Genomic DNA, 25468 nt, shown 5'->3' with positions numbered 1-25468 from the left:
CACACCCTCCGTCTTTCTGCTACATTTTCTGCTGCCCCCTGTGGTTCGCTCGCTCCCCGGTGACATGAAAAACGTTGTCCTCTGTGAGCCCGATCGCGTTGCGGTGCGCAGGGCGCGACAAGTTTTGACAAGGCGCCAGAATTTTGGCACTTTGTGCCGCTTATAACGTGCATGGCTAGCCATATTAAGCACGAAAAAAACAACAGTTTGGCTTCAGGTGCAGAAAAGGATGGAGAGGATGGCAATGGAAGTATTGATTGTCGATGCCGATGAACAGCGGCGCCAGCAGCTGGGGACAGTGCTTTCGTTCATGGGGATCCCCTGGCAGGAGGTGGCCGAGCCCGAGCTTGATGTGGCCATCGAATCCTCCGGCCCGCTGCAAGGGATATTGACGGGCGAACTGCAGGAGCGCCCCCTCGCCGAGCTGCTCGCCGCCTTCCCTCGTATCCCCTTCCTCTCCCTGATTGAGGCCAGTCACCCCAACAGCAACTTCATCGGTGGCAGTGACGCCCCCTTTACCTACGAGTCGTTGACTCGTCAGCTGCACTTCTGCCAGGCCTTCATCTCCTTGCACCCGCGTCAGCAATTGCACGACAAGGGCCAGGCCCTGCTGCGACTGCTGGTGGGCAAGGGCAGGGGCATCCAGGAGGTGCGCCGTCTCATCGGTCAGGTCGCGGATACCGACGCCAACGTGCTGATCCTGGGGGAGTCCGGTACCGGCAAGGAGGTGGTGGCCCGCGCCATCCACGAACTCTCTGCCCGTAGCAAAGGCCCCTTCGTGCCCATCAACTGCGGCGCTATCCCGGCGGAGCTGCTCGAGAGCGAGCTGTTCGGTCACGAGAAGGGCGCCTTCACCGGCGCTATCGCCGCCCGTCGCGGCCGCTTCGAGCTGGCCCAGGGCGGCACCCTGTTCCTCGATGAAATTGGCGACATGCCGCTGCCGATGCAGGTCAAGCTGCTGCGGGTGCTGCAGGAGCGCCTGTTCGACCGAGTGGGGGGCGGCAAGCCGGTGCAGGCGGATGTGCGCGTCATCGCCGCGACCCACCGGGATCTGGAGGCGATGATCCGCACCCAGGGGTTCCGCGAAGATCTCTACTATCGCCTCAATGTCTTCCCCATCGAGACGCCGCCCCTGCGCGAGCGGGCCGACGACATTCCCCTGCTGCTGCAGGAGCTGCTCAACCGCCATGTCGAGCAGCACAGGGGGATGATCCGTCTGACCCAGCGCGCCATGGAGTCCTTGATGCAATACGCCTGGCCCGGCAACGTGCGCGAGCTGTCGAACCTCATCGAGCGGCTACTCATCCTCTATCCCAACCAGATCGTCGATGTGGCGGACTTGCCGGGTCGCTACCGCCTGCTGCCCTGCGAGCCGAGGGACGAGCGTCTCACCGAGATGGATGAGCGCGATGCGCTGGCGGCAGTGTTCCAGACCCCGCCTGAGCTGGAGCTTGGCAACACGGCTTCGCTCTCCATGCAGCTGCCCCAGGAGGGGCTCAATCTCAAGGAGATGCTGGCCGACCTCGAGGTGGAGCTGATCCGCCAGGCCTTGGAATCCCAGGACGGGGTAGTGGCCCGCGCCGCCGACCTGCTCAGCATGCGCCGCACCACGCTGGTGGAGAAGATGAAAAAATACGGCATGAGCAAGGAAGTCTGAGGTCAATGCTTTGACGCAAAATGTCTAATGCATTGATATATAGCTATTATTTTGTTGGCATGTAAATTGAATAACCTGATCCCAAACCCAGTTTGAGGTCAGGTTTATGACAATCTTGCAGCAGGACAATCCGCTCCAGTCTCACGAGGTGAGCCAGCTCTACGCCATCTTCCAGGCGTTGCCGACCGGCGTACTGCTGCTCGATGGGGAAGGGCGCATCACCCGCGCCAACCCGGCCGCACACTCTTTGCTAGGAAAGCCTTTGCTGGGGGAGCCGCTGGAGGGGCAGCTCTGGCGCCAGATCATCGCCCGCTGTTTCCAGCCCCGCGAAGACGATGGTCACGAGATCTCCCTGCGGGACGGCCGTCGGGTGCAGCTCTCGACCCAGCCGCTGCCGGATCAACCGGGCCAGCTGGTGTTTATCACCGATCTCACCGAGACCCGCCAGTTGCAAGACAGGGTCAACCACATGAAGCGGTTGTCGGCCCTCGGCAACATGGCCGCCTCCCTGGCGCACCAGATCCGCACCCCGCTCTCCGCCGCCATGCTCTATGCGGCCAACCTCGCCAACCGTACCCTCAAGCCGGAATCCCGTAGCCAGTTCCAGCAAAAGCTGATGGCGAGGCTCCAGGATCTGGAAAAACAGATCAACGACATCCTGCTGTTTGCCCGCAATGACGACAACCAGGTGGTCGCCCCCATCTCGGTACAGGGGCTGCTGGCGGAGGTGCAGGCCGGCGCCGAAGCCTTCTGCCAACAGCAGGGCTGCGCGCTGCACATGGAGGCCCCCGAGCCGGATCTCTGCCTGCTGGCCAACAGCAATGCGCTGGCCGGTGCCATCAACAACCTGATCGCCAACGCCCAGCAGGCCGGGGCCAACTCCCTGCTGGTGAGCGCGGTGCGCAGCGGCAACCGGGTGGAGCTGCGCGTGCTCGATAACGGCAAGGGCATGCCTGCCGCCCTGCTCAACCAGATCTTCGAACCCTTCTTCACCACCCGCTCCCAAGGCACCGGCCTTGGTCTCGCTGTGGTGCAATCCGTGGTGCGCGCCCATCAGGGGGAGGTCGGTGTCGCCTCTGTGCCCGGTGAGGGGACCTGCTTTACCCTCTCATTCCCCCTGCATCAGCAAGCAATGCGCCTCGGGGGCGTGGCATGAGCCGCGCCGGATCCCGCCCGTGGACGGACATGAATATGGACGCGGATATAAATATCGATAAGGCCCTGTTAGCGGTGGGAGAGATAGCATGACCCAGGCTCGTATTCTGGTGGTGGAAGATGACAATGGCCTGCGCGAGGCGCTGGTGGACACCCTGCTGCTCGGCGGCTATGAGTGCCGCGAGGCCGACAGCGGCGAGCGGGCCTTGCTCTCCCTGTCGCGCCAGAGCTTCGACATGGTCATCTCCGACATTCAGATGGGGGGGATGGACGGCCTGACCCTGCTGGCCAATATCCGCCAGCAATATCCCCAGGTGCCGGTGCTGCTGATGACGGCCTACGCCAATATCGACGGCGCCGTGCGCGCTATGCGCGAGGGCGCCATCGACTATCTCGCCAAGCCCTTCTCCCCCGAGGTGCTGCTCAATCAGGTCAGTCGCTACGTGCCGCCCCAGAAGATCGAGAAGCGGGCCGTGGTGTACGGGGATCCCAAGACAGCCGAGCTGTTCCAGCTGGCCACCCGGGTCGCCAGAAGCGAGGCCACCGTCATGGTGACGGGGCCGAGCGGCACAGGTAAAGAGGTGCTGGCCCGCTACATTCACGACAACTCCAGCCGGGCCGAGCAGGCCTTCATCGCCATCAACTGCGCCGCCATTCCGGAGAACATGCTGGAGGCGACCCTGTTTGGCTACGACAAGGGCGCCTTTACCGGCGCGGTGCAGGGTTGCCCCGGCAAGTTCGAACAGGCTCAGAGCGGCACCCTGCTGCTCGACGAGATCACCGAGATGGATTTGAGCCTGCAGGCCAAGCTGCTGCGGGTATTGCAGGAGAAAGAGGTGGAGCGGCTCGGCAGCCGCAAGCTCATTCCCCTCGATGTGCGGGTCATCGCTACCAGCAACCGGGATCTCAAGAAGGCGGTGCAGGACGGTCTGTTTCGCGAGGATCTCTATTACCGTCTCAACGTCTTCCCCCTGCGCTGGACGGCGCTCTGGGAGCGGCCCGGCGACATCCTGCCCCTGGCCGAACACCTGCTGGCGCTGCATGCCAGCCAGATGGGCCTGCCCGCCCCGCAGCTGATCGATGCCGCCCGTGAACGGCTGCTGGCCCACCCCTGGCCCGGTAACGTGCGAGAGCTCGACAACGTGGTGCAGCGCGCCCTGATCCTGAGCCCGGACGGGGTGATAGGGGAGGCGCAGCTCATTCTGGAGGAGACGGACGAGGTACTGGTGCGCCCGTTCGAACGCCCGGTGGTGAGCGAGGGGCTGGGGAGCGAGCTGAAACTGCAGGAGCACCAGATCATTCTGGACACCCTGCAAGAGTGCAACGGCAGTCGCAAGGCCGTGGCTGACCGGCTTGGCATCAGCCCGCGTACCCTGCGCTACAAGCTGGCCCAGATGCGGGACGCCGGCATTGAGCTGTCCGCCTGAGTTGTCGGTTTGAGCTGCGTGCCTGTGTCGTGGCCTTGCAGGCTTTGCTCGATTATCATGGGGGCCTGACGATTGATCCCAAAGCCCTGATGGTTGCTTGCAACCGCCGGGGCTGCCCCTGTTAGGAGACCCTGATGATCTCTCATCGAAAATTGGAAACCCTGCTCAACCACCTGCTTGAGCCACACGCCATCAAGGACTACTGTCCCAACGGCTTGCAGGTGGAGGGGCGTGAGCGCATCCGCAAGGTGGTGACCGGCGTCACCGCCAGTCAGGCCCTGATCGATGCGGCGGTGGCGGCCAACGCCGATGCCATCCTGGTCCATCACGGCTACTTCTGGAGCGGTGAACCGGCCCAGATCACCGGCATGAAGCAGCGCCGCCTCAAGACCCTGCTGACCCACGACATCAACCTGTTTGCCTACCATCTGCCCCTGGATGTGCATCCTGAGGTCGGCAACAACGCCCAGCTCGCCAAGCTGCTCGGCATCAAGGTACGCCGCGGCCTCGAGCCCTGGAACAGCAAGAGCGTGGCCATGGTGGGCAAGCTGGAGGAGCCCATCAGCGGCAGCGATTTTGCGAAACTCATCGCCGAGCGCCTCGGCCGTACACCACTGTACAGTGGTGATACAGGGCCCGAGCTTATCAGCTCCGTGGCCTGGTGCACCGGCGGCGGTCAGAGCTACATCAACCTGGCGGCGGAGCAGGGCATCGATGCCTTCATCTCCGGCGAGGCCTCCGAGCAGACCATCCACACCGCCCGCGAGATGGGCATGCACTTCTACGCCGCCGGCCATCACGCCACCGAGCGTTATGGCGTCAAGGCGCTGGGGGAGTGGCTGGCGACCGTGCACGGGCTGGACGTGACCTTTATCGACATCGATAATCCGGTCTAGAGAAGGCAGTTTATTGAATGGATTATGTGCACTTTTGTGAACGTTTTTGCTGTTAATTGCACATTAATTATTCATTTGTGCTGCTTTTAGAGTGAATGAAGAAACAAAAAGGAGGCCATCGGCCTCCTTTTTTTACATCTCACATCTGGTTTGCTTAGTCGCTGGCATGACCCGCCGGGCCGAGCACGGCGCCATCCAGCAGGGCTGCGCCCTCCTGCATCGCGAGCCGGCCTTCACAGAACCACTGCACCACCAGCGGGTAGATGCTGTGTTCCTGGGCCTGTACCCTGGCCGCCACCTCGTCTGCGTCATCCCCTTCGAAGATGGGCACGCGGGCCTGCAGGATCACCGGGCCGCCGTCCAGCTCTTCGGTGACGAAATGAACGCTGGCACCGTGCTCCACATCACCGGCGTCGATGGCGCGTTGGTGGGTGTGCAAGCCCTGGTATTTTGGCAGCAAGGAGGGGTGGATGTTGATCATCCTCCCCGCGAAGTGGCGCACCAGGGGCGCGCTCAGGATCCGCATAAAGCCTGCCAGCACCACCAGATCCGGCTTGTAGTCCGCCATCAGCGCCTGCAGGGCGAGATCGTAGTCATCCCGGTTGGCAAACTGCTGCTGAGCCAGCACGCTGGTGGCGACGCCAGCCTCCTTGGCGCGCACCAGCCCATAGGCATCGGCCTTGTTGCTGATGACGCCGACCACTTCCCCCGGGATCCTGCCGCTGGCGCAACTGTCGAGGATAACCTGCAGGTTGCTGCCGCTGCCGGAGATCAGCACCAGGATGCGTTTATGCGGCGTCATCGGGCTGTTGATGAGGTCATTCATCGAATGATGACCTGCTCCTCGCCATCGGCGGCCTTGGCGATATGGCCGATGTGCCAGGCGTTTTCACCCTCGGCCTTGAGCAGGGTCAGGGCTTTTTCCAGCTGGGAGGCGGGCAGGGCGATGATCATACCAACGCCGCAGTTGAAGGTGCGGTACATCTCGTGGCGGGTGACGTTGCCGGCCTGCTGCAGCCAGCTGAACACCGCCGGCCACTGCCAGCTCTGCTCGTCGATCACCGCCTGGGTGTTGGCGGGCAGCACGCGGGGGATATTCTCCCAGAAGCCGCCACCGGTGATGTGAGACAGGGCGTGAATTTCGCACTCCTTGATGAGCTTGAGCACGGGTTTGACGTAGATGCGGGTCGGCTCCAGCAGGGCGTTGGCCAGGGTGGTATCCCCCAGCGGCTGATGCACGTCGGCTTTGGAGACTTCCAAAATCTTGCGTACCAGGGAGAAGCCGTTGGAGTGGGGGCCGCTCGCGGCCAGGGCGATCAGGGCATCCCCGTCACCGACCTTGCTGCCGTCGATGATCTCGCTCTTCTCCACCACACCGACGCAGAAACCGGCGATGTCGTAATCTTCCCCTTCATACATGCCCGGCATCTCGGCGGTTTCGCCGCCCACCAGGGCGCAGCCGGATTGCTCGCAGCCCACACCAATCCCGGTCACCACCGCGGCGGCGGTGTCCACGTCCAGCTTGCCGGTGGCGTAGTAATCGAGGAAGAACAGCGGCTCTGCGCCTTGCACGATCAGGTCATTGACGCACATGGCCACCAGGTCGATGCCGACGGTGTCGTGCTTCTTGAGATCGATGGCGAGACGCAGCTTGGTGCCCACCCCGTCGGTACCGGAAACCAGCACCGGCTCCTTGTAGCCCGCAGGGATTTGACACAGGGCCCCAAAGCCGCCAAGACCACCAAGGACTTCGGGACGACGAGTGCGCTTTGACACGCCTTTGATACGTTCAACCAGTGCATTGCCGGCATCGATATCTACGCCAGCATCCTTGTAGCTCAGTGAGGTTTTGTCAGTCACGCGTATTCCCCGTCATATAAAGAAGTGGAGGGTAAAATTCGGTGCGTATTCTAACAGTGGCGGGGTAAAAGCAGAAAGGAAATCGTTTGCGCGTTTTCGCGTGGAAAAGCTCTACAAGCGGTGGCTTTTGTTGTATGATTCCGCGATTTTTTTGCGCCGGTTGAGAGGAGATAATAATGAAAGTCGTTGAAGTCAAACACCCCCTGGTCAAACACAAGATCGGGCTGATGCGCGAAGGCGATATCAGCACCAAGCGTTTCCGTGAACTGGCCAAAGAAGTGGGCAGTTTGTTGACCTACGAAGCGACCTCTGACTTCGAAACGGAGAAGGTTACCATCGATGGTTGGAACGGGCCAGTGGAAGTTGACCAGATCAAGGGCAAGAAGGTCACCGTCGTGCCCATCCTGCGCGCCGGTCTTGGCATGATGGATGGTGTGCTCGAGCACATGCCGAGTGCCCGTGTCAGCGTGGTCGGTATCTACCGCGACGAAGAGACTCTGCAACCGGTTCCATATTTTGAGAAGATCGTCAGCAACATCGAAGAGCGTCTGGCCCTGGTCATCGACCCCATGCTGGCCACCGGCGGCTCCATGATTGCCACCATCGACCTGCTCAAGAAGAAGGGCTGCCAGTCCATCAAGGTGCTGGTGCTGGTTGCCGCGCCTGAAGGCATCAAGGCGCTGGAAGCCGCTCACCCGGACGTGGAGCTCTACTGCGCCTCCGTCGATCAGGGTCTGAACGAGAAAGGCTACATTGTCCCGGGTCTGGGCGATGCCGGTGACAAGATCTTCGGCACCAAGTAAGCAGACCTTATGACCCGCCTCGCGGGTGTGGAGCCGGCGCCTCGCCGGCTTCGCTGTTTCTACCGCTCAGTCTTGCTGGGAAGCGCGCCTTGCCGCTACCATAAGCACCATCTCCCATTTCGAGAATCTTCTTTATGCTTATACGCTTAGTGACTCTCCTCTGCTGCGCCCTGGCGTTTACGGTGTCGGCCGCCCAGGTGACCGATCTCTATCAGGGCAAGGCGCCGACCAGCGGCGACATGACCGCCGCCCAGTCCCAGGCGCTGGGGGATGTGCTGATCAAGGTCACCGGCCGACGTGACATTGTCACCCAGCCCGACGTGGTCAAGGCGCTGGCCGCACCGGCAGATTATGTGCAGCACTACAGCTATCAGGACGTGGGGCCGGTCAAGTTTCTCAAGGCGGATTTCGACGTCGCCAAGGTCAATGCCCTGATCGCCCAGAGCAAGTTTGCCCTGCTCGGACCCGCTCGTCCGCAGATGGCGCTCTGGCTGGTGCTTGATGAGGGAGAGCGCCGCATCCTGCCTGATCAATCCAGCGATGGTTGGGCCGCCGCACTGCGTACCCAGGCGCAGGCCATGGGGTTGCCGGTCAGCATCCCCTTGATGGATCTCGATGACAATATGGCGGTCAATGCCACCGATGTGTGGGGGCGTTTCGCCGATCCCATTCTCAAGGCGAGCCAGCGTTACGGCGCCGAGATGGTGGTGCTCGGCAAGCTGACGCCCGACGATAAAGAAGAGGGCAAGTGGAGCATCGATTGGGGACTCTATGGCGCCAAGCCGGGTGCCCAGACGAGCGCTGAGCTGGTGGAGTTGACCAAGGGGGAGGGGTCTGGCTCCCAGACCGAGGTGGCGCAAGGGGTTGCCGATGCCCTGGCCGGCTGGCTGGTGCAAAACTATGGCACCCGTCTCTCGGGCGTCATCTCGAGCCAGACCCTGGTGGTGGAAGGGCTGTCTGGCATCGATGACATGATACAGATGCAGAAGATGCTGCAGGGCATGGCCAGTGTCACCAAGGTAGCCATCGGCAAGCTGGAAGGGGACAAGATCACCTTCAATCTCTCTTTGCAGGGCGACAAGGCGGAGCTGGTGCGCGGTCTGCAACTGGAAAGCCGCTTGCGTCAGATTGAAGATACCGACAGCGGTTTGCGCTATCAGTGGTCTCAGCCCTGATCCTGAGTGGGAATCAAGCTGACCGGCCGAGAGCCGCTGTGCGGTTCTCCCGAGCGGCCTGAGAAGCAGTCGCCTGCGCTACCAATGGTCGCATGCTTGATCCTTTCCCCATTATCCCCACCGCCCGGCCGAGTCCGGGCGGTTCTCTATCTGCCGTTGCAATGATACACTTGGGCACAAATGTCACAGTCAAAGCCCAACGAGTGAAGCAACCGGCCCAACTGTCTTTAGCCGTACAATTACCGGATGATGAAACCTTCGTCAGTTTTTATCCCGGCAACAATGCCCATTTGATCACCGCACTGAAGAATGCGGCCATTGGTCAGGGCTCACCTTTCCTCTATTTCTGGGGAGCCAAGGGCTCGGGTCGCTCCCACCTGCTGCACGCCACCTGCGCCGAGGTCAATGCGCGCGACGCCGCGGCTGCCTATCTCTCCCTCGATCAGTTTGAACAGCTGGATCCCAGCATGCTCGATGCCCTCGAGAGCCTGCCCCTGGTCTGTCTCGACAGCCTGGAAGCCATCGCCGGCAACGCCTTGTGGGAGCGGGCCCTGTTCGATTTCTACAATCGCTGGAAAGAGAAGGGTGAGGGGACGCTGGTGGTCACCGGCTGCAGCGCACCGCGCAAGCTCGGGCTGCAACTACCGGATCTCGCCTCGCGCCTCGACTGGGGGGTGAGTTTTCACCTCGACGAGCTCGACGATGAGGGCAAGCTCAGTGCCCTGCAGCTGCGCGCCGAGCTGAGAGGCTTTAAGCTCCCCATCGACGTGGGTCGTTTCCTGCTCAACCGGCTGTCCCGCGACATGCGTACCCTGCTCGCGACCCTCAATCAGCTCGACAACGCCTCCTTTCGCGCCAAGCGCAAACTCACCATCCCCTTTGTGAAAGAGATCCTCGAGCTCTGATCGCCGTTGGTGGCGGTATCGCTCCTCCACCAATGAAATACGAGCAAAAAGAAACCCCGGCACCAGGCCGGGGTTTTTTATTGCTATCAACAAGTTATCAGTGGAACTGATCTTCTTCGGTCGAACCGGTCAGCGCCGTGACCGAGGACTGACCACCCTGGATGACGGTGGTGACCTTGTCGAAGTAGCCGGTACCGACTTCCTGCTGGTGCGCCACGAAGGTGTAGCCACGGGTCGCCGCGGCAAATTCCGGCTCCTGCACCATCTCGACGTAGTGCTTCATCCCTTCGCCACGGGCGTACTGGTAGGCCAGCTCGTACATGTGGAACCACATGTTGTGAATACCCGCAAGGGTGATGAACTGGTACTTGTAGCCCATGTCGGACAACTCCTGCTGGAAGCGGGCGATGGTGGCATCGTCCAGGTTCTTCTTCCAGTTGAAGCTTGGTGAGCAGTTGTAGGCCAGGATGGTGTCCGGGTACTGGGCCTTGATGGCTTCGGCAAACTGACGCGCCTCGTCCAGGTCTGGTTTGGCGGTTTCACACCACACCATGTCAGCATAAGGGGCGTAGGCCAGGCCGCGGGAGATGGCCTGCTCGATGCCAGCTTGCACCTTGTAGAAGCCCTCGGCGGTACGCTCACCGGTCAGGAAGCCGGCATCGTAGGGATCGGCGTCCGTGGTCAGCAGGTCGGCCGCGTTGGCGTCGGTACGGGCAATCACCAGGGTGGTGGTGCCACAGACGTCAGCCGCCAGACGGGCCGCGACCAGCTTTTGCACCGCTTCCTGGGTTGGTACCAGTACCTTGCCGCCCATGTGGCCGCACTTCTTGACAGAGGCGAGCTGATCTTCGAAGTGCACGCCGGCGGCGCCCGCTTCGATCATGCCCTTCATCAGCTCAAACGCATTCAGCACGCCACCGAAACCGGCCTCGGCATCCGCCACGATCGGCAGGAAGTAGTCGATGAAACCGGCGTCTTGCGGGCCGACTTTATTGGCCCACTGGATCTGGTCGGCGCGGGCGAAGGAGTTGTTGATGCGCTCCACCACGGACGGTACCGAGTTGGCCGGGTAGAGGGACTGATCCGGGTACATGGTGGAGGAGAGGTTGTTGTCCGCCGCCACTTGCCAGCCGGAGAGGTAGATGGCCTCGATGCCTGCCTTGGCCTGCTGCACCGCCTGGCCACCGGTCAGGGCGCCGAGGCAGTTGACGTAGCCCTTCTTGGCGCTGCCGTGGATCAGTTCCCACAGTTTGTCGGCGCCGCGCTGGGCCAGGGTGTGTGCCGGCTGCAAGCTCCCGCGCAGATTCACCACGTCTTCTGCGCTGTAGCCGCGCTTGATCCCTTTCCAGCGGGGGTTCTCTGCCCAGTCTTTCTCGATAGCCTGGATCTGTTGCTCACGGGTCAGTGCCATATCAGTTCCCTCTTTCATTGATTTCACGTGTCCATTGTTTGTTATTGGCGAGCCCAGTACCGGGCTCATATTCAGAGCCGCTCGTAACCGGGCAGCGTCAGAAAATCGATCAGGGTATCGGCGCAGGTGATCTGCTCCATCAGCCCGCTGGCCTCAGCGAAGCGGCCGGCTTGCCAGCGGGCCTCGCCGACTTCGGTTTTAACTACTTGTTGCTCTTCGGCCAGCATCTGGCGGAACAGGGTCTTGGTCACCACCTGGCCGTTTGACAGCGATTTGCCGTGGCGGATCCACTGCCAGATGGAGGTGCGGGAAATCTCGGCGGTGGCCGCATCTTCCATCAGGCCGTAGATGGGCACGCAGCCGTTGCCACCTATCCAGGCTTCCAGATATTGCAGGGCGATGCGGATATTGGTGCGCATGCCCGCCTCGGTACGCTCACCCTCGCAGGGGGCCAGCAGCTCGGCGGCGGTGATGGGAGCATCTTGCTCACGCAGCACGGTGATCTGGTTCTTTTCGCCGGCGGGAATGGCGGCATTGAACACCGCCATGGCGGTATCGGCGAGGCCGGGGTGGGCTACCCAGGTACCGTCGTGACCGTTGTTGGCTTCCCGCTCCTTGTCCGCCTTCACCTTGGCGAACACCTGCTCATTCACTGCGGGATCCTTGGCCGGAATAAAGGCCGCCATGCCACCCATGGCGAGGGCACCGCGCTGGTGGCAGGTCTTGATCAGCAGGCGCGAGTAGGCGCTCAAGAACGGCTTGTCCATGGTGACCACCTGACGGTCCGGCAGGACACGGTCGGGGTGGTTCTTCAGGGTCTTGATGTAGCTGAAGATGTAGTCCCAGCGGCCGCAGTTGAGCGCAACGATGTGATCCTTCATCTGATAGAGCAGCTCGTCCATCTCGAACACCGCCGGCAAGGTTTCAATCAGCACGGTTGCCTTGATGGTGCCACGGGGCAGGCCGAACTTGTCTTCGGTCCAGGCGAACACCTCGCTCCACCAGCGCCCTTCCAGGTGGCTCTGCAACTTGGGCACATAGAAGTAGGGGCCTGAGCCCTTGGCCAGCAGCGCCTGGTAGTTGTGCAGGAAGTAGAGCGCGAAGTCGAACAGGCCGCCGGGAATGGGGGCGCCGTCGAAGGTGACGTGTTTTTCCGGCAGGTGCAGGCCGCGCACCCGGCAGACCAGTACCGCCGGATTGGCGTTGAGGCGATATGACTTGCCCTCGGGACTCTGGTAGGCGACGGTGCCATTGACCGCATCACGCAGGTTGATCTGACCCTCGATCACCTTATTCCAGGCCGGTGCCAGGGAGTCTTCGAAGTCGGCCATGAACACTTTCACGTTGGCGTTGAGGGCATTGATCACCATCTTGCGCTCGACCGGCCCGGTGATCTCCACCCGCCTGTCCTGCAAATCGGCAGGGATGCCGCGCACCGTCCAGTTGCCCTCGCGAATATGGGCGGTTTCAGGCAGGAAGTCCGGCAACTCGCCACCGTCGATGCGTGCCTGGCGGGCCACCCGCTGTTTCAGCAGTTCATCCCGTTGAGGGGCAAAGCGCTCCACCAGTTCAGATACCAGGGCCACCGCAGCGGGCGTCAGAATTTGCGCGTATTCGGGAAGCATCTCGCCTTGTATACGCAGACGGGTGCTGCTGATGGTCTGGGCTGGTGCCGACATAGGGTTCACTCCTTTGAAAGTTACATTTTGAACTTATTAACTACGACTAACGTCGATCCCTGTTTTTCTTAACCCCGTTGAAACAGCGAGGTAACACGCTTACTAAGGTGCAAAACATTGTGCGTCCCGTCAACCTCATTTTTTAAACAGCCGTTTTTGGTTGGTTATTAAGATTATGTTTTTAATGGATTTATTTGGTTAGCGTAAAAGCTCTACGCAGATGGTTATGCTCTTGTTCATCCCGCTCCCCAGGCAGGGTAGATGGGCGCTCTACCAGACACGCAAAATGTAATTAATTACGTAATAAAATTACCAATGCAAAAACAAATCCCGACCTAACTCCAAGCTTGGTAAAAACGTGCGTATGAAATACAGACTGTGAATGCAGTGAGTATCCAGTTCGCAGCGGCGTTGGTTGGTGAACTGCTGTTTAAAACCAAATAAGGAAATGAGCGGGGGAGGGGCGCAGGGGGGATGCGTCATTGAAATGACGAGCAAAAACGTAGGTTTGTATCATTGGACCGTGCAGGGAGAGGAGGGCGTTCAAGGGATGTAGGTAGCTATTAATGCTAATAATGAGCATTAATTAAGCATTTTATTGTTATTTTTATCGGCGAGAGTTTGCCGGGAGATATAGCGCAAGATGGGGTCGACAATCGGCCATCCGAGCGTTGCAGGTGGTGGCACTGGGTGGATGGCACCGGGTTGCCTCAATAGTCATCATCCGGGGCGGCGAGATCGATCACATCGAGGTGCACCATGTTGCCGTACTCGGTATCAGCGGATTCGATGGCGGTGGGCTGAGACGAGAGAAGGGGCTGGTCGGGCTGGGTATCAACTATATGCGTCATGGGTGCTTGCCTCATTGAATTGCAAGCCGGTTGGTGACTCCCTCACCCGATTATCCACCTCCTTGTATGAATGGCCGGCGGAAAAGTTGCGTATCCTAGCGACACTTTATAAAAGCTTCAAGTGGTTCTGTATAAAAAACATGCCAGCGCTGTGTTTGTGGTCGATGGCAGCAGGATGGCGAGGTGCAGACGAGAATAAGAGAAGAAGATAGCGTGGGGAAGAAAGTGCAGACAAAAAAATAGCCCAGTCGAGAGACTGGGCTATTTTCGGGGAAAATGGTCGGTGTGAGAGGATTCGAACCTCCGACCCTCTACACCCCATGCAGATGCGCTACCTGGCTGCGCTACACACCGACGGAGTCAGCTCGGCTGACGGAGAAGGAGTCTAATGGTATGACCAAGTGGGTGCAACTCCTTTTTTATCAGAGAGATGCCGATTGCTTCTTTATTGTTCAGAGGCGATGCAACTTGGGCTAAAGCGGGGGATTTGGCATAATCGGCGGCCATTCGTACTGGGCTCTTTGGGGCCGCATGCTTCCTATGCCAGACCACCCCCGGCACCGATTGCAGGCCAGTCAGTGGTAAATAGGGAGCCGGTAGAGAAACATGGATCAGAGACATGCAAAAAGATAAGCAAAGAGACAAGCAAGAGGAGCGGGCGTGACGCCATCAGAGAAGACTGACGATATCAGCCAGACAGAGCAAGACGAGCACTGGATGCGCCGCGCCATGGCGTTGGCCAGCCAGGCAGAAGGGATCGGGGAGATCCCGGTCGGTGCCGTGCTGGTGCTGGGGGGCGAGGTGGTAGGCGAGGGTTGGAATCGTTCCATCAGCGAACATGACGCCTGCGCTCATGCGGAGATCATGGCGATCCGCGCCGCCGGGGCGCGCTTGCAGAACTACCGGCTGCTCGACAGCACCCTCTATGTGACCCTGGAGCCCTGCTGCATGTGCGCCGGCGCTCTCATCCACAGTCGAGTCAAGCGGGTGGTGTTTGGCGCCCGGGATCTCAAAACGGGCGCCGCGGGCTCGGTGTTCGAGATCTTGCAGGACCCCCGCCACAACCACAGGGTCGAGCTCTGTGGCGATGTGCTGGCGGATGCCTGCTCGGCCCAGCTCTCGGCCTTTTTCAAACGGCGCCGGGCCGAGAAGAAGGCAGAAAAACGGGCGTTGAAGCAGGTAAACGACCAAGACGCCTGATCAATGTGGGGAAGCATCGGCTTCCCCTGCGCTTCACTATATCGAATCCCCCTTTATAAACAGTAAGTTGCAGCTATCATTTCTGATCGCTGCAGCGCGTCGCTTCTCCTGCAAAGAACCTGCTCTTCATCACCCTTGATGTAACAAAACTGTCATGCAACCGCCATATAATGCCGCCAAGCCTAGCTCACATTGAGGTTTTGCATGTCATCGGAATCGATCAACCTGGTCATGGCGGGCAGTAGAAAACGCCGGATCAAGGACAAGTTGGCCAAGTACGGAGTGACCACAGGGGGTGGTCTGGTACTGGTGGCCCTGTTGCTTATATTCTTCTATCTGCTCTATGTGGTGAAACCCATCTTCAATGGCGCCAGCATGGAAGCAACCTCCTCCTTCACCTTGCCGGTACAGGGCAAGACCGCCTGGCTTGGCGTTGAAGAGCAGAACGAGATCGGTTATCGCTTCAGCGACCAGGGTCAGGTCAGCTTCTTCGTGGTGCAAGCCGATGGCAACCTCAAGGTGGGTCAGGTGCTGGGTCAGACCCAGATTGCCGGCAAGATCACCGCCGTCGCGACCCCGGCCCCGGGCCAGAAGCTGATCGCCTATGGCTTTGCCGATGGCAAGGCGCAGGTCGTTCAGCCTTATTTCAAGGTCTCCTATCCCAACGACGTGCGGGTCATCGAACCCAGCCTGCAATATCCCTTCGGTGAGGAGCCCATGGTGGTCGATCCCCAGGGCAAGGCGTTGCAGCACCTGGTATTTGAGGCGACCAAGGACAAGATGGCCGCCGCCGCCATGACTGAAGACGGTCGTGGCGTGATGACGGTACTGAGCGGCGAGGAGAACTTCCTCTCCGGCGAAGTGGAGTGGAGCAGCCAAAACTACGCCATTCCCTCCCTGCCGCGCCATGTGGATCAGATGTTGCTGACCCCCAACCTGCGCGTGCTGTTCGTGCGCGAAGGCAACCGTCTGTCGGTCTATGACATTCACAACCTCAGCGACATCTCGCTGCGCGACGTGATGGAAATCAACGCCCCCAACGCCAACGTGACCCAGGTCGAGCTGCTCTCCGGCGCCTCTTCTCTGCTGGTGGGCAATGACAACGGCATCATCTCCCAGTGGTTCGAAGTCGCGAAGGATGGCAAGCGCCAGTTCGCCCAGATCCGCGACTTCAAGGGTGATGGCCCGGTCGACCTGCTGACCCCCGAGCACTTCCGTAAGGGCTTCATCAGCAGCGCCAAGGACGGTACCGTCAGCTTCTTCCACGCCACCGGCGAGACCAAGCTGTTGAGCGAGAAGGTCGAAGGCGGCGCCCTGGCGGCGCTGGCCATCTCCCCTCGCCATAACCTGTTGATGATGCAGCAGGAGAACAACTTCAAGTTGTTCTCTGTCGAGAACGATCACCCCGAGGTGACCTGGTCGGCGCTCTGGCAACAGGTGTGGTACGAAGGCTATCCCGAGCCGCAATATGTGTGGCAGTCCACCTCCGCCAGCAACGATTTTGAAGCCAAGCTGAGCCTGGTACCGCTGGTGTTCGGGACCCTCAAGGCTTCCTTCTACGCCATGCTGTTCGCGGTGCCGCTCGGTGTGGCCGGTGCCATCTATACCGCCTACTTCATGTCGGCGGGCCTGCGCAAATACGTCAAGCCGACGGTAGAAATCATGGCGGCGCTGCCGACCGTGATCCTGGGCTTCCTGGCCGGTCTCTGGCTCGCCCCCATCATCGAAGGGGCGCTACCCGGGGTGATCCTGCTACTGATCCTGCTGCCGATGGGGATGCTGCTGACGGCGCTGATCTGGAACTACCTGCCGGAGCGCGGCCGGACCTGGCTGCCGGACGGCTGGCACGCCATCTTGCTCATTCCGGTGCTGCTGTTCATCGGTTGGGGCGCCTTCGCCCTGAGCCCGCTCATCGAGAACGCCTTCATGCACGGGGATTCGCGCATCTGGCTGACCAACGAGATGGGTATCAAGTTTGACCAGCGCAACTCCCTGGTGGTCGGTATCGCCATGGGCTTTGCGGTCATTCCCACCATCTTCTCCATCGCCGAGGATGCGGTGTTCTCGGTGCCCAAGCACCTCACCCAAGGGTCGCTCGCGCTCGGCGCCACGCCCTGGCAAACCCTGAGCCGGGTGGTGATCCTGACCGCGAGTCCGGGCATCTTCTCGGCGGTGATGATGGGCCTTGGCCGCGCCGTGGGCGAGACCATGATAGTGCTGATGGCGACCGGCAATACCCCCATCATGGACTTCTCCATGTTCCAGGGGCTGCGCACCCTGGCGGCGAATATCGCGGTGGAAATGCCGGAATCGGAAGTGGGCAGCTCCCACTATCGGGTTCTGTTCCTCGCGGCCTTCGTCCTGTTTGTCTTCACCTTTATGTTCAACACCCTGGCCGAGTTCATCCGTCAGCGGTTGCGCGAAAAATACAGCTCTCTGTAATGCGCAGTTCTATTAAAAAGCGGCGTTCTGTATATGAACAAGGAATCGATAATGGGTAAGTGGTTTAAATCAGGGGCCCCCTGGATCTGGATGACCGGCGGTGCCGTCAGCCTGAGTCTGATAGCGGTACTGGGTCTGTTGCTGCTGATCGGCTGGCGTGGTCTGATCTACTTCTGGCCGCACCCCATCTATGAGTGGCAGTTGCAGGATGAGCATGGCAACAAGAGCGTGCTGATCGGCGAGATCAACGATCGTGAACTGGTTCCGGTCGAGCGGCTGCGCTCCGCCGGTCAGGCGCTGGCCGGGGAGGATCGCGAGGAGCTGACCCGTTATCTGGTCAAGACCGGCAACCGCGAATTCGTCGACCTCGATTTTCGCTGGGTGCTGGAGACCGACATCAAGTCCCGGACCCTGCCGGCCGAGCTCGCCATGGTCGAGCGCACCACCAACGGCAACTTCTACGGCTACATCGTTGGGGTGAAAGAAGATGGCAAGGCGCTGACGGCAGACTTGCACCCCGCTCTGCAGCGGGTGCTGGCCCGGGCCAATGCGCTTTCCGAACAGGCCAACGATCTGCAAAAGGGTGACATCGGCAGCATCAACTACCAGCTGGAGCGGCTGCGCCTGAAAGAGCGCAAGGCCGAGCTGGAAGGGGAACTGACTGACGCACTCAAGATGGATCTCGCCAAACAGCGGCAGACCCTCAACGATAGCTACCAGGTGCTGGAGAAGGAGCTGTTCTCCCTGCGCACCCAGGCGGACCGGGACTCCATCACCGTCAAGGACATGCGTGGCGAACTGGTCAGCATGCCCATGTCCAAGGTACTGGACGTGGTATGGCCCAACGACATGAGCCTGCCGGCCAAGGTGGGGCACTGGTTCCATCAGATTGGCAAGTTTGTCTCCGATGACCCCCGCGAGGCCAACACCGAGGGCGGCGTGTTCCCGGCCATCTTCGGGACCGTGTTCATGGTGCTGTTGATGGCGGTCATCGTCACGCCACTCGGCGTGGTGGCGGCGGTCTACCTGCACGAATACGCGGGCAAGAACAACCTGACCAAGATCATCCGCATCGCGGTGATCAACCTGGCGGGTGTGCCTTCCATCGTGTACGGGGTGTTTGGTCTGGGCTTCTTCGTCTACACGCTCGGCGGCTCGCTCGATCAGCTGTTCTATCCGGAAGCGCTGCCGAGCCCGACCTTTGGCTCCCCCGGCGTCATCTGGTCGGCGCTGACCCTGGCTATCCTGACCCTGCCGGTGGTGATCGTCTCCACCGAAGAGGGGCTGGCGCGTATCCCGAGTACCATTCGTCAAGGCTCGCTGGCGCTGGGCGCCACCCAGGCCGAGACCCTGTGGCGCATCGTGTTGCCCATGGCGAGCCCGGCCATCATGACCGGCCTTATCCTTGCGATAGCGCGCGCAGCTGGTGAAGTGGCGCCGCTGATGCTGGTGGGGGTGGTGAAATTGGCACCGACCCTGCCGATGGATGGCAACTTCCCGTACCTGCACGTGGAGCGCAAGTTCATGCACCTGGGCTTCCACATCTACGACGTCGGCTTCCAGAGCCCGAACGTCGAGGCGGCAAGGCCGCTGGTGTATGCCACCTCCTTCCTGCTGGTGACGGTGATCGTCGGCCTGAATTTGACGGCTATCGGTATTCGTAACCACCTGCGTGAGAAATTCCGGTCGCTGGAGCATTAATCCAGCCACCCCAGAGACAAGAGATGCGCGGCCAGCGGCCGCCATCAGCAGCATGATGGTCGCCGGAGTACATCCGGCCACCTTGAACTGATTGAGGTAACAGATGATCAACGTAACACCGACTTCGACCCAGCATACCGCCCTGGACTTGCTCAACCTGAGCCCGGAACAGACCGCGCTCGAGGTCAAGGATCTCAACCTGTATTACGGCAACAAGCAGGCGCTGTTCAACGTCAACATGAAGATCCCGAAAGGGCAGGTGACGGCTTTTATCGGCCCGTCCGGTTGTGGTAAGTCGACTCTGCTGCGCTGCATCAACCGGATGAACGATCTGGTGGAGATCTGCCGCATCGAGGGAGAGATCCAGCTGCACGGCCACAACATCTATGACAAGAGCGTGGATGTTTCCGCCCTGCGCCGTCAGGTGGGCATGGTGTTCCAGCGCCCCAACCCCTTCCCCAAGTCCATCTACGAGAACGTGGTTTATGGCCTGCGTCTGCAGGGCATCAACGACCGCCGCACCCTGGATGAGGCCGCCGAACGTTCACTGCGCGGCGCGGCCCTGTGGGAAGAGGTGAAGGATCGGCTGCATGACAATGCCTTCGGCCTGTCCGGTGGTCAGCAGCAGCGTCTGGTCATCGCCCGTGCCATCGCCATCGAGCCGGAAGTCTTGCTGCTCGATGAACCGACCTCGGCGCTGGATCCTATCTCCACCCTGACTATCGAGGAGCTGATCAACGAGCTCAAGAGCCAGTTCACCGTGGTTATCGTCACCCACAACATGCAGCAGGCAGCGCGGGTGTCGGATCAGACCGCCTTCATGTACATGGGCGAGCTCATCGAGTACTCGAACACCAACACCATCTTCACCACCCCGGCCAAGAAGAAGACCGAGGACTACATCACCGGTCGTTACGGCTAAGACCCGAGCGATGGGACAAAGGGTTATTGATATGAATAGCCTGAAGGTCAATAAACACGACAAAGGGTGTTATTGGTATGAACAGCCTGAACGTCAATAAACGCATTAGCGGTCAGTTCAGTGGCTAAGGCATAATCGGAGCAATAAGGATTATTTGTATGGACAATATGAACCTCAATAAACACATCTCCGGTCAGTTCAATGCCGAGCTGGAAAACGTGCGTAATCAGGTGCTGGTGATGGGCGGCCTGGTCGAGCAGCAGCTGACTGATGCCATCGCCGCCATTCACATCCAGGATCTGGATGCGGCGCGCAAGATAGTAGCCAACGACCACAAGGTCAATGCGATGGAAGTGGCGATCGACGAAGAGTGCACCCGCATCATCGCCAAGCGCCAGCCCACCGCCTCCGACCTGCGCCTGGTGATGGCCATCATCAAGACCATCACCGATCTGGAGCGCATCGGCGACGTGGCGGACAAGATTGCCCGCATGCTGACCGACAACGCCAACAAGCCGCAGCCGCCGCTGGTGTCGCTCGAGAACATGGGGCGTCGCACCATCAAGATGCTGCACGACGTGCTCGACGCCTTCGCCCGCATGGATCTGGAGGCGGCCATCGTCGTCTACAAGGAAGATGACAAGGTGGACCGGGAGTACGAGTCCATCATCCGCGAGCTGATGACCTACATGATGGAAGATCCGCGCACCATACCCCAGGTACTGAACGTGCTGTGGGCGGCGCGCGCCATCGAGCGGGTCGGCGATCGTTGCCAGCACATCTGCGAATACATCGTCTACTACGTCAAGGGCAAGGACGTGCGCCACACCAAGGCTGATGAGCTGAGCGACTTGCTCGGCAAACATTGAGTCTGATTGCTGGCTCAATACGGCTGGCACGGCGACAACCAAGACGGCTGATTATGCGGTCTATCGGCCAGTAATCCGTTGTAAATGAATAAAAAGGCGCGTTGAGCGCCTTGAGTTGACAGGCTAATTAATTGAAATAAAAGGATTTATTTTAATTCTTGTCCACGTAGTGACCACATCGAGAAACTAGAAATAAAAAGCCCCAGTCATCGCTGGGGCTTTTTTGTTTGGCGGACGCACCGGTGAAACCAATGATCAACGCAGTTCGTTGATGTTGTGGTTACCATGACTGCCTAGGCTGTCTTTTTTTGTTTCCTATGTTTTTGAAATTAATGGATTTTTCTTTTCTTTCGCCCTAAATGTGTCCACGCTATGGCAATGTGGAGCTATGAATCAACTCAGTAACCGGCCAGGGGGTCCACTTCTACTAGAGCAGTATCAAGCGTGACCTGCCCCACAGAAAATCTATTTTCTGTGGGGCAGGTCAACCAGCGTATCCAAGGTCGCTGAGCCCTTTCAAAGTTTCAGTTATCAAATCCCCCCTCATTACACCTAACTGTCTGAAACAAAATGTCTTCCAGCGGTCCCCTCGCACCAAACCGGATCCTTCCTGATTTTTCAAATCCTCACGGAAAACACGGCCACTCTAATACATTCAAAGGCTTACGTTTTAGGTATCGCTAACCAGACCTCTTTCAAACTGTAAAACCCTGCACTTTCCTTCGATCCTTTCAGATCCTCACCAAGCCGAAGATCCTTTATCTGGCGCGGTCTGGGCCTATGGCTTTGCGGTAATCCACTTTTGCAAAAAATTTTATCGGTGAACCCCGCAGGCGGGAGCGGATGAGCGCGGTTTCCGTGACGCAGACGCGGCGGTGGGTGTCGCCGCCATGCGCAGGGAGGCTGTGAGCGTTCGCAGGCTTCACGTATGATGCAGCGCTGCCCGATGGCTGCCTCTTCATGTGGCGCCATTCCCTGGCCATGCTCAGGCGCTGTCAGGCAGATAGAAGAAGGCCCCACGGTGTGGGGCCTTCTTCGCTTGGTGACTTACTCGATGATGGGGGATAGCTGGTCTGCCAACTGCTTGGCCTGTTGGCCATGTCCCGTCATGGCCTCGTTGTTACCAGGTACTGGCCCGCCGCTGTGGGTGTGGCTGGCAGTGGCCGCGGCCAGCAGCTCCACCACGTTCATCAGCTGCAGCAGCAGTCGGAAGATGTTCACACCCTCGCTCCCCATCCATGAACGGGGTGCCTCCAGGTGCTGCAGCTCGCCGGCAACAGCTCGGCGCAGTTGTCCCACCACCTCGACCAGATCCCCCGCCGTGGTCTGGCTCATATTACCCAGACTCGCCAGAGTGAGATCGTCGCCGGCCAGCAGCTCGATGGCCCCCAGCGCTTCGATGAGCTTGAGCCCGCCCACCTCCTCGATACTGTGCTGAGCCACCTGCAGCCGATGCTGGCCATGTTCCCCCAGGTAGTCGTCACTCTGGTGGTGCATCTGCAGGGCTCGGTCATGCAGGCGCCGGTCGGTATGGCGGCGCAGGTTGCCCACGGTATCGGTGCGGTGGAACACCTCGGCCCGTTGCTGCTGCAACTGCTCACCCGGGGCGATGTCTGGCAAGGACCAGCTGCTGCCGAGCACGGTACGGATAAAGGGCCGGTCGGCCCGCCCAAAGGCAAACCCCAGCTCAATCAGCGTCCCCTCGAGGGGGAACTGCAGCAGCCCTTGCTCCTGCCCGCCGAACTGCACCGGTAGCGGCACGGCCCGATAAAGCGGGGTTGCCTTGTCCGGTTGGCCATCCTCACCCAGCAGTTGCACGTCCACCGCATAGCGGGGGCGAAAGGGGTCATTGAGCTGGCCAGCGCTGGCCTGATCGCTGATGGCCTCGACCCGCCCGAACTTGGGTAGGTGCATCTTGTCGGCGAGCTCCGGGAACACCCCCTCTATCTTGCGCCGTTCCGGTGACTTGGTGACCTTGCCAGGGGTGGCCGTGGTCAGGGTCATTTCTTCACCCTTGAGCCGCACCCGCATCACCCGCTTGCCGTTGATGATGGTGCCGGGTCGGATGGACGGGACCGGCGACAGGGTCAGGGTGTCGCCCGCTTGGCGGCCTGACCAGGCGGAATCAAGTGTCACCTCCTTGCCATGCCAGCGGCTGTCGGCATGGCTGCCCACAAAGATGGCGCCATTGGGTTGCTGGTACCAGACAAAGTCGGGCACCTCAAAGGCGCGGCCAGCGTTGTCGAGCAGCTGATAACCTGTGCCGGCGCTGGTGAAGTTCGGGATCGGCCGGTCGGTGTAGTCGCTGCCCTGGGGCAGCAGGAAGGTCAGCCCAGTTTGGTCGGTCAGCCAGGCCAGCAGGCCGCGCAGGGTGGCGTGTTGCTGGCTGACCGGCAGCCGGGAGCCCAGGGCACCGGCCAGCTCGCGGCACAGCAGCTTGCTGGCGCCATTGGCGGCAGGCTGCACGTCGTACACGTAACCGGTGAACCAGCGGCGCAGGTCACCGTTATAGCCGGTGTCCAGGGTGAAGGTCTGCCCCTTGCTGGCCGTTCCTTCAATGGTCAGGGCGGCGCGGCCGCCGGCGTTGATGTCCAGCACAAGGTCATGGTCGACTAGGTGCACAGGCTGGCCGGCGAGGGTCAGTGACGTGGAGAGTTTCATGCCAGCATGTCATCCATCGGTTTGAGCACATAGCGCTCGAAGCTGCTGAGGTCTTGCTCGTCGTCACCAGTCCCTTTGGTGCCAGGCTTGGCGGCGCTGGTGTTGGCGGTACCCTGGCCGACGGTGGGGGCTTTCTTCGGCAAGCGTTGTTCGCGCTTCTCCGGTACCGAGTTGAACTCCTTCAAGGTGAACTGCACCTGCCAGGCCAGCAGCCCCTCCTGTTCGCTGGCGGTGATGCGCCCGGCAAACTTGGCCTGGCGCACCTTCACCGACTTGGCCAACAGCGAGCCGACCCGGTAGACGTGACGCTTTCCGCCATTGCCCTTGGCATCGGCCAGCTCAAACAGCCGGCTCAGCATGCGCTCATCCTTGAACGGAATGAGGCCGGAGATGTCGAGCTCCTTGCCCTTGGCGCCCTGTTCGGCGCTGCTGGTTGAGCTGGTCTGGCCGCTCTGGTCCTTGTCCTGAAACTGCATCGATGCGGACACCCGCATCGACTTCATGATGATGGGCTCGCCATCGAGGGTCAGCATGGCTTGGCTCATGGGGTTAACTCCTGCCAGAAGGTGAGCGGGGACGGGGAGAGCAGCAGGGCACCGACCGTCATGCTCTGACTGTGGTCTGGTGGGGAGCTTTGCCCGAGTTGGGCGGCAAGGCTGGCCGTATCCCCCTGCCCTTGCCAGTGCCAGAGCGTGCCGGAGAGGGTGCCCAGCTTGGCCTGCGCCTCGGCGAGAGTGACCAGGCGGTTGGCACGGCGCTTCGCCAGCCCCTGCAGCTTGGCAATCGGGGTCTGGCTGTCCCGGGCCAGGCTCTCTAACTGGGCTAGCTCTGCCCCCAGAGCCAGGCGGGTAGGGCGCAGCGGTGCCCAGGTCAATGGCTCATCGGCGCGCCAGCGCGGCACCTTGGCCGCGGTGGGCTGGCTCATGGTGTCGTTGTTGGCGGTGAGGCGGCGCAGGGTGGCGCACCACTCCGGCAACGGCAGCAGGGCGCAGAGGATAGCCAGCTGCTTGGCCAAGTCCTCGGCGCTATTGCCGGTGACCAGCCAGGCGAGGGCATGCAGTTGGCCGCTGGGCAGAAGGGGGTCTGCCCCGTCTTGCAGTTTGGCGGCCAGGGTGGCCACTGCATTGGGGGCAGCTAGGCTGAACTGCTGGCCCTGCTGTTGGCCGACCCCGTGCAGGTAGGGGGTGACGGTGAGGCAGCGGCCAGTGACCAGCAACTGGTCGAGCTCGGCGCGCAGACCCGCCAGGGTGGCGGCCTGCTCGCTGAGCGGGTGGGTCCGGTACTGGGCCCGCCCGGTAAGCTCCTGCAGGCGCGCGATGGCGCTATCTTGGGTGGCCGGGAGCTGGCCTAGCACGCCCTGGGCGTGGGAGTGCAGGCTGGCGACACTGGCGGGCCAGGCCAGCTGGCCTCGTGTCCAACTCATTGCGGCGCCTCTGGCCAAGTGACCTCTGCGGGCCAGCCTTCGCTTTGCGGTAAGCGGTAGAGGGCGACCCGGTAGCGCTGCCAGGCGGTGAGTTGTTCGCGCTCTGGCTCGCTGATGATGCCCAGCTTGTCGGCATCCTCCAGCGGTGCCATGGCGGTGGCAGCTTGCTTGAGTAACGCATTCAGGCGGGTTTGCTGCTCGGCCTCGGTTAGCGGGGGAGGTGTTAGCACCTCGATATCGCCAAACTCACCAAATACCGCCCGGCTGTAGAGCTCGCGCCCATGAGCCTCTGGGTCATCTTTTCGTGCAGTGAACTGCACGGGGGCGGGGAGGTGGGAAAACAATACATCCAACGTGATCGAGGTGGTGTCATCCGACATGTGGCGAGGGTGCAATGCACTGATGATTTGAATCTGTTCCATGGTAGTGAC

Annotated in this window: 21 protein-coding genes and 1 tRNA gene; 12 read left to right on the top strand and 10 right to left on the bottom strand. The window is 60.6% G+C overall.

Going from position 1 to position 25468, the window contains the following annotated elements:
• Positions 1 to 238 precede the first annotated feature (238 nt).
• From BN1137_RS20805 to BN1137_RS20790, 4 genes are all read left to right on the top strand, one after another.
• Positions 239 to 1657, top strand: a complete 1419-nt coding sequence (locus BN1137_RS20805; RefSeq protein WP_050720415.1) for a sigma-54 dependent transcriptional regulator — start codon at positions 239 to 241, stop codon at positions 1655 to 1657.
• Between the two features lie 106 nt (positions 1658 to 1763).
• Positions 1764 to 2813, top strand: coding sequence for a sensor histidine kinase (locus BN1137_RS20800; protein WP_050720414.1), 1050 nt, complete (start codon positions 1764 to 1766; stop codon positions 2811 to 2813).
• Between the two features lie 88 nt (positions 2814 to 2901).
• Complete coding sequence (locus BN1137_RS20795) at positions 2902 to 4239, top strand: sigma-54-dependent transcriptional regulator (RefSeq protein ID WP_050720413.1); 1338 nt, start codon at positions 2902 to 2904, stop codon at positions 4237 to 4239.
• A gap of 134 nt (positions 4240 to 4373) precedes the next feature.
• Positions 4374 to 5135: a Nif3-like dinuclear metal center hexameric protein gene (locus BN1137_RS20790; protein WP_050720412.1), complete on the top strand. Its 762-nt coding sequence runs from the start codon at positions 4374 to 4376 to the stop codon at positions 5133 to 5135.
• A gap of 154 nt (positions 5136 to 5289) precedes the next feature.
• Here BN1137_RS20790 and purN read toward each other — a convergent pair whose 3' ends face one another.
• Both purN and purM read right to left on the bottom strand, forming a co-directional pair.
• The gene (purN, locus tag BN1137_RS20785) at positions 5290 to 5961 is read right to left on the bottom strand and encodes a phosphoribosylglycinamide formyltransferase (protein ID WP_408605561.1); all 672 of its coding nucleotides are present in this window, start codon (positions 5959 to 5961) and stop codon (positions 5290 to 5292) included.
• Entirely contained in the window at positions 5958 to 6995 is a 1038-nt protein-coding gene (gene purM, locus BN1137_RS20780; RefSeq protein WP_033131151.1) for a phosphoribosylformylglycinamidine cyclo-ligase, read from the bottom strand. Before purM ends, purN begins: the two co-directional genes overlap by 4 nt.
• A gap of 176 nt (positions 6996 to 7171) precedes the next feature.
• On the opposite strand from purM, the gene upp reads away from it, so the two are divergent.
• The 3 genes from upp to hda all read left to right on the top strand — a co-directional run bounded on the left by upp (position 7172) and on the right by hda (position 9878).
• Complete coding sequence (gene upp, locus BN1137_RS20775) at positions 7172 to 7798, top strand: uracil phosphoribosyltransferase (protein WP_005320172.1); 627 nt, start codon at positions 7172 to 7174, stop codon at positions 7796 to 7798.
• Between the two features lie 134 nt (positions 7799 to 7932).
• Positions 7933 to 8973 carry a DUF2066 domain-containing protein gene (locus tag BN1137_RS20770; protein ID WP_050720411.1) on the top strand — a complete coding sequence of 347 codons (1041 nt, stop codon included), beginning with the start codon at positions 7933 to 7935 and terminating at the stop codon, positions 8971 to 8973.
• 203 nt (positions 8974 to 9176) lie between these two features.
• The gene (gene hda, locus BN1137_RS20765) at positions 9177 to 9878 is read left to right on the top strand and encodes a DnaA inactivator Hda (RefSeq protein WP_083443501.1); all 702 of its coding nucleotides are present in this window, start codon (positions 9177 to 9179) and stop codon (positions 9876 to 9878) included.
• Positions 9879 to 9975: 97 nt separating this feature from the next.
• Here the strand turns inward: hda and aceA are convergent, their stop codons facing one another.
• From aceA to BN1137_RS20750, 4 genes are all read right to left on the bottom strand, one after another.
• On the bottom strand, positions 9976 to 11289 hold the full coding sequence (aceA, locus tag BN1137_RS20760; protein ID WP_050720409.1) for an isocitrate lyase: 1314 nt from the start codon (positions 11287 to 11289) through the stop codon (positions 9976 to 9978).
• A 71-nt stretch (positions 11290 to 11360) separates the two neighbouring features.
• Complete coding sequence (aceB, locus tag BN1137_RS20755; RefSeq protein WP_050720408.1) at positions 11361 to 12968, bottom strand: malate synthase A; 1608 nt, start codon at positions 12966 to 12968, stop codon at positions 11361 to 11363.
• Positions 12969 to 13678: 710 nt separating this feature from the next.
• Positions 13679 to 13819: a hypothetical protein gene (locus BN1137_RS22765; protein WP_198150691.1), complete on the bottom strand. Its 141-nt coding sequence runs from the start codon at positions 13817 to 13819 to the stop codon at positions 13679 to 13681.
• A gap of 277 nt (positions 13820 to 14096) precedes the next feature.
• A tRNA-Pro gene (locus tag BN1137_RS20750) sits at positions 14097 to 14173 on the bottom strand.
• Between the two features lie 306 nt (positions 14174 to 14479).
• Between BN1137_RS20750 and tadA the strand changes: the two genes are divergently transcribed.
• The 5 genes from tadA (at position 14480) to phoU (ending at position 20953) form a co-directional block, all read left to right on the top strand.
• Positions 14480 to 15019 carry a tRNA adenosine(34) deaminase TadA gene (gene tadA / locus BN1137_RS20745; RefSeq protein ID WP_083443499.1) on the top strand — a complete coding sequence of 180 codons (540 nt, stop codon included), beginning with the start codon at positions 14480 to 14482 and terminating at the stop codon, positions 15017 to 15019.
• Between the two features lie 204 nt (positions 15020 to 15223).
• Positions 15224 to 17461, top strand: a complete 2238-nt coding sequence (locus tag BN1137_RS20740) for an ABC transporter permease subunit (RefSeq protein WP_050720407.1) — start codon at positions 15224 to 15226, stop codon at positions 17459 to 17461.
• Positions 17462 to 17512: 51 nt separating this feature from the next.
• The gene (gene pstA / locus BN1137_RS20735; protein ID WP_050720406.1) at positions 17513 to 19162 is read left to right on the top strand and encodes a phosphate ABC transporter permease PstA; all 1650 of its coding nucleotides are present in this window, start codon (positions 17513 to 17515) and stop codon (positions 19160 to 19162) included.
• A 103-nt stretch (positions 19163 to 19265) separates the two neighbouring features.
• On the top strand, positions 19266 to 20084 hold the full coding sequence (gene pstB / locus BN1137_RS20730; protein WP_005328825.1) for a phosphate ABC transporter ATP-binding protein PstB: 819 nt from the start codon (positions 19266 to 19268) through the stop codon (positions 20082 to 20084).
• Between the two features lie 158 nt (positions 20085 to 20242).
• Positions 20243 to 20953: a phosphate signaling complex protein PhoU gene (gene phoU / locus BN1137_RS20725; RefSeq protein ID WP_050720405.1), complete on the top strand. Its 711-nt coding sequence runs from the start codon at positions 20243 to 20245 to the stop codon at positions 20951 to 20953.
• 1047 nt (positions 20954 to 22000) lie between these two features.
• Here phoU and BN1137_RS20720 read toward each other — a convergent pair.
• Genes BN1137_RS20720 through BN1137_RS20705 form a run of 4 tightly spaced genes read right to left on the bottom strand, consistent with a single transcriptional unit; the run spans position 22001 to position 25459 of the window.
• Positions 22001 to 23614, bottom strand: a complete 1614-nt coding sequence (locus tag BN1137_RS20720; RefSeq protein WP_050720404.1) for a hypothetical protein — start codon at positions 23612 to 23614, stop codon at positions 22001 to 22003.
• Positions 23611 to 24159 (bottom strand): baseplate complex protein, encoded by a 549-nt coding sequence (locus tag BN1137_RS20715; RefSeq protein WP_050720403.1) that lies wholly within the window; start codon positions 24157 to 24159, stop codon positions 23611 to 23613. The genes BN1137_RS20720 and BN1137_RS20715 overlap by 4 nt, the downstream gene beginning before the upstream one ends.
• Positions 24156 to 25037, bottom strand: a complete 882-nt coding sequence (locus BN1137_RS20710) for a hypothetical protein (RefSeq protein ID WP_050720402.1) — start codon at positions 25035 to 25037, stop codon at positions 24156 to 24158. The genes BN1137_RS20715 and BN1137_RS20710 overlap by 4 nt, the downstream gene beginning before the upstream one ends.
• Positions 25034 to 25459 (bottom strand): tail fiber assembly protein, encoded by a 426-nt coding sequence (locus tag BN1137_RS20705; RefSeq protein WP_050720433.1) that lies wholly within the window; start codon positions 25457 to 25459, stop codon positions 25034 to 25036. Before BN1137_RS20705 ends, BN1137_RS20710 begins: the two co-directional genes overlap by 4 nt.
• Positions 25460 to 25468 lie beyond the last annotated feature (9 nt).

The sequence above is a fragment of the Aeromonas tecta genome (assembly GCF_000820185.1).
Taxonomy (GTDB): domain Bacteria; phylum Pseudomonadota; class Gammaproteobacteria; order Enterobacterales; family Aeromonadaceae; genus Aeromonas; species Aeromonas tecta.
The sequence above is the reverse complement of the archived record's forward strand: the minus strand, read 5'-3'. Positions and strand labels throughout refer to the sequence as shown.

What these genes read in the sequence shown, in the direction of transcription:
- BN1137_RS20805 (WP_050720415.1), top strand. Translation starts at nt 239, where the DNA reads ATGGCAATGGAAGTATTGATTGTCGATGCCGATGAACAGCGGCGCCAG.
- BN1137_RS20800 (WP_050720414.1), top strand. Translation starts at nt 1,764, where the DNA reads ATGACAATCTTGCAGCAGGACAATCCGCTCCAGTCTCACGAGGTGAGC.
- BN1137_RS20795 (WP_050720413.1), top strand. Translation starts at nt 2,902, where the DNA reads ATGACCCAGGCTCGTATTCTGGTGGTGGAAGATGACAATGGCCTGCGC.
- BN1137_RS20790 (WP_050720412.1), top strand. Translation starts at nt 4,374, where the DNA reads ATGATCTCTCATCGAAAATTGGAAACCCTGCTCAACCACCTGCTTGAG.
- purN (WP_408605561.1), bottom strand. Translation starts at nt 5,961, where the DNA reads ATGAATGACCTCATCAACAGCCCGATGACGCCGCATAAACGCATCCTG.
- upp (WP_005320172.1), top strand. Translation starts at nt 7,172, where the DNA reads ATGAAAGTCGTTGAAGTCAAACACCCCCTGGTCAAACACAAGATCGGG.
- BN1137_RS20770 (WP_050720411.1), top strand. Translation starts at nt 7,933, where the DNA reads ATGCTTATACGCTTAGTGACTCTCCTCTGCTGCGCCCTGGCGTTTACG.
- aceA (WP_050720409.1), bottom strand. Translation starts at nt 11,289, where the DNA reads ATGGCACTGACCCGTGAGCAACAGATCCAGGCTATCGAGAAAGACTGG.
- aceB (WP_050720408.1), bottom strand. Translation starts at nt 12,968, where the DNA reads ATGTCGGCACCAGCCCAGACCATCAGCAGCACCCGTCTGCGTATACAA.
- BN1137_RS22765 (WP_198150691.1), bottom strand. Translation starts at nt 13,819, where the DNA reads ATGACGCATATAGTTGATACCCAGCCCGACCAGCCCCTTCTCTCGTCT.
- BN1137_RS20740 (WP_050720407.1), top strand. Translation starts at nt 15,224, where the DNA reads ATGTCATCGGAATCGATCAACCTGGTCATGGCGGGCAGTAGAAAACGC.
- pstA (WP_050720406.1), top strand. Translation starts at nt 17,513, where the DNA reads ATGGGTAAGTGGTTTAAATCAGGGGCCCCCTGGATCTGGATGACCGGC.
- pstB (WP_005328825.1), top strand. Translation starts at nt 19,266, where the DNA reads ATGATCAACGTAACACCGACTTCGACCCAGCATACCGCCCTGGACTTG.
- phoU (WP_050720405.1), top strand. Translation starts at nt 20,243, where the DNA reads ATGGACAATATGAACCTCAATAAACACATCTCCGGTCAGTTCAATGCC.
- BN1137_RS20720 (WP_050720404.1), bottom strand. Translation starts at nt 23,614, where the DNA reads ATGAAACTCTCCACGTCACTGACCCTCGCCGGCCAGCCTGTGCACCTA.
- BN1137_RS20715 (WP_050720403.1), bottom strand. Translation starts at nt 24,159, where the DNA reads ATGAGCCAAGCCATGCTGACCCTCGATGGCGAGCCCATCATCATGAAG.
- BN1137_RS20710 (WP_050720402.1), bottom strand. Translation starts at nt 25,037, where the DNA reads ATGAGTTGGACACGAGGCCAGCTGGCCTGGCCCGCCAGTGTCGCCAGC.
- BN1137_RS20705 (WP_050720433.1), bottom strand. Translation starts at nt 25,459, where the DNA reads ATGGAACAGATTCAAATCATCAGTGCATTGCACCCTCGCCACATGTCG.